Consider the following 2,980-nt stretch of genomic DNA (forward strand, 5'->3'; position numbering starts at 1 on the left):
CTCCGCCGGCAGCTGGGCTCGACCCGTAACCCCACCAAGGAACGCATCTTCATCCGTGCGGATAGAGACGTGCTCTACGGCGACTTCATGGGCGTGATGAACGCACTGCAGGACAATCAGTTCTACAGCGTGGCTCTCGTCGGTGAAGATAACAACTAGGTGGCGCCCCATGTCTGACACGTCACACACTGAGGCCCTGACCCGGCACAATCCGTTCGACGACCCGAAGCCGAGAGCTCGGCCGGGGACGATGATCGCACTGATCCTCGCCCTGGTCGCGCACGTCGGACTTGGCTTCTATCTCTGGACGACGCGCTTCGAACCCAAGTACAAGGAGTACTCGGACGAAGTGACGGATGTGGCTCTCATCAAGCCCGTCCCACCGCCGCCTCCACCGCCGCCTCCGCCGCCGCCGCCGAACACCCCGCCGCCGCCGCCGCCAAAGCTGCAGCCGCGTCCGCCGGTGGCGATCCCGGACATGCCTTCGATTCCGCCCCTGCCGGTTCCGCCGGTGGAGCGTCGGATCGAGGAGCCCAGGCCTCCTGCGGCCCCGCCGCCGGAACCGCCGCGTCCTTCGGTCATTACGAACCCTGACTGGCTTCGTAAACCTTCGGCTGACGATCTGGTCCGGTACTTCCCGGAGCGGGCCCAGCGGATGGAAGTCAGCGGCCGCGCGACGATCAGTTGCACGGTGAACGCCCGTGGCGCACTCGATGGGTGCAACATCATCTCGGAAGATCCTTCCGACATGGGCTTCGGAGACGCGGCCATGCGAATGAGCAAGCTGTTCCGGATGCGTCCAAAGACGACGGACGGCCAGCCTGTAGACGGCGGTACCGTGCGCATCCCACTTCGGTTCGTTCTGCCGAAGGACTGATGCCTGGCGTCGACCCTTCAGGTCGCGTTTTGTAGAATTGGCCCCGACAGCAGTCGCTGCCGGGGCTTTTTCTTGGCCGGGATGCAAGACGGTCCCGAGGCGACGCCTAGAGCACGACAGCTTGAAGTGGATACCGGTTCAAGCGCCTGTCGTGCTCTAAACATATGATAACGAGCCTGTCCGGTTCAGATGATGCCATCTGAACCGGACAGGCTCTGGGACATTTCCCCCGTCTGGAGGTCGGGCTTGATCGCGCCGCCCCTCCCGACTAGAACCTCCGCTCGCGATGCGCTGCCCTAGCTCAGTTGGTTAGAGCGCCAGATTGTGGATCTGGAGGTCCCCGGTTCGAGACCGGGGGGCAGTACCATCGTTTCCTCCACCCCAAATCGATGGGGCGGCGGGAGCAAATCTTTCTTTTGCGACATCCTCGGTGCACGGTGGTGCGGCACAACAGGCCGCAGGCAAGCGCGCCGTGGGAGGGAAGATCATGGAACTGAAACCGGGATCACGCTGGAAGAGCGCCGTCTGCGACACAGAGGTCGTGGTCGTACGCCCACCGAAATCTGACGCCAGCCTGGAATGCGGCGGCCATCCGATGGTGGGGCATGCTGCGGCGAAGCCGGAGGGCCTTTCCATCTCGCAGGATCATTCCGCCGGGACCCAGATGGGCAAGCGGTTTGCCGATGAGGAGAGCGGCCTGGAGGTTCTCTGCAGCAAGGGCGGCGCGGGGTCGCTCAGCCTGGATGGCCGCGCGATCAGCGCCAAGGACGCCAAGAAGCTGCCGGCGTCCGACTAGGTCCGGCCATGCACACTACACTCTTGCTCGATATGGCGGCGGATGCCGCACCGGACCGGCTGGCGCTTGGACGGCGCGAGGATGGCGTCACGTTCTCTGATCTCCAGCGGCGGGCCCGCGCTGGCGCTGTCGCCCTGGAGGCCTCTGGCGGCGACACCGTGGTATTCGTCGGCCTCAACGGCCCGGCCATGCCCGTTGCAATCTTTGCCGCCGGCCTGCTGGGTAAACCGTTCGCACCCCTGAACTACCGGCTTCCCGATGCTGACCTCGCCCGGCTTCTGGCCAGGACGGCGCCCTGCGTCGCGATCGTCGACGACGACATGCTGGCGCGGCTCGGCGAATGCCCCGGTGTGACCATGATGGCGCGCAGTGCGTTCGAGCGCGCCTGCGAGGCTGAAATCGATGGGGAACTTGCCTACGTCGAACCTGACATCGCGGTATTGCTGTTTACCAGCGGCACGACGGGCGAGCCCAAGGCCGCCATCCTTCGCCACGCCAATCTGACTTCCTATGTGATTTCCACGGTGGAGTTTCTTGGATCAGAGGAGGGCGAAGCGGCGCTGGTCAGTGTTCCGCCCTATCATATCGCCGGGATCTCTGCGGTCCTGACGGGGGTATATGGCGGCCGTCGGCTGGTCCATCTTGAAGCCTTCACGCCAGAGGCCTGGGTCGATGAGGCGACAGCCGAACAGATTACCCACGCCATGGTCGTGCCCACCATGCTGGGCCGCATTCTCGACATTCTCGAGGGCCGCGGCGCCGGGCTGCCCCATCTGAAAGCGCTCTCCTATGGCGGCGGGCGCATGCCCCAACCGGTGATCGAGCGCGCGCTACGGGTTCTGCCCCACGTGGATTTCGTCAACGCTTATGGACTTACCGAGACCAGTTCGACGGTCGCGGTTCTGGGACCAGAGGATCACCGCGAGGCGATCTCATCGCCTGATGAAGCCGTACGCCGCCGGCTTGGCTCGGTGGGTCGACCGTTGCCGACCCTCGAACTTGAGATTCGTGGACCGGACGGCGAGTTGATGCCTACGGGCCAGTCCGGTGAAATCTATGTCCGGGGGGAGCAGGTCTCCGGTGAATACACCCACAAGAAGGTCGTTCAGGATGACGGCTGGTTCGCCACCAATGATGGCGGCTGGATGGACGAGGCTGGCTATCTGTTTGTGGAAGGTCGGCTGGATGACGTGATCGTGCGGGGCGGGGAGAACATTTCGCCGGGCGAAATAGAGGACGTACTGCGCGAACATCCTGATGTCGCCGATGTGGCGGTACTGGGACTGCCGGATGACGAATGGGGTGAG

Annotated in this window: 4 protein-coding genes and 1 tRNA gene; all 5 read left to right on the top strand. The window is 64.1% G+C overall.

Annotated features, from left to right (window positions below; genetic code table 11):
• Window positions 1–159: ExbD/TolR family protein (locus ACIQ42_RS17585; protein WP_397423529.1), on the top strand; the 159-nt coding region annotated here is incomplete at its 5' end.
• 10 nt (window positions 160–169) lie between these two features.
• On the top strand, window positions 170–877 hold the full coding sequence (locus ACIQ42_RS17590) for an energy transducer TonB (RefSeq protein WP_397423526.1): 708 nt from the start codon (window positions 170–172) through the stop codon (window positions 875–877).
• A 290-nt stretch (window positions 878–1,167) separates the two neighbouring features.
• Window positions 1,168–1,244 (top strand) — tRNA-His (locus ACIQ42_RS17595).
• A gap of 120 nt (window positions 1,245–1,364) precedes the next feature.
• Window positions 1,365–1,673 carry a hypothetical protein gene (locus ACIQ42_RS17600; RefSeq protein WP_397423527.1) on the top strand — a complete coding sequence of 103 codons (309 nt, stop codon included), beginning with the start codon at window positions 1,365–1,367 and terminating at the stop codon, window positions 1,671–1,673.
• 8 nt (window positions 1,674–1,681) lie between these two features.
• On the top strand, window positions 1,682–2,980 hold a 1,299-nt coding region (locus ACIQ42_RS17605; protein WP_397423528.1), incomplete at its 3' end, for a class I adenylate-forming enzyme family protein.

The organism is Phenylobacterium sp. (assembly GCF_044372605.1).
GTDB lineage: Bacteria > Pseudomonadota > Alphaproteobacteria > Caulobacterales > Caulobacteraceae > Phenylobacterium.

Excerpts from the sequence above, each read along its gene's own strand:
- ACIQ42_RS17590 (WP_397423526.1), top strand. The coding sequence starts at position 170 with ATGTCTGACACGTCACACACTGAGGCCCTGACCCGGCACAATCCGTTC.
- ACIQ42_RS17600 (WP_397423527.1), top strand. The coding sequence starts at position 1,365 with ATGGAACTGAAACCGGGATCACGCTGGAAGAGCGCCGTCTGCGACACA.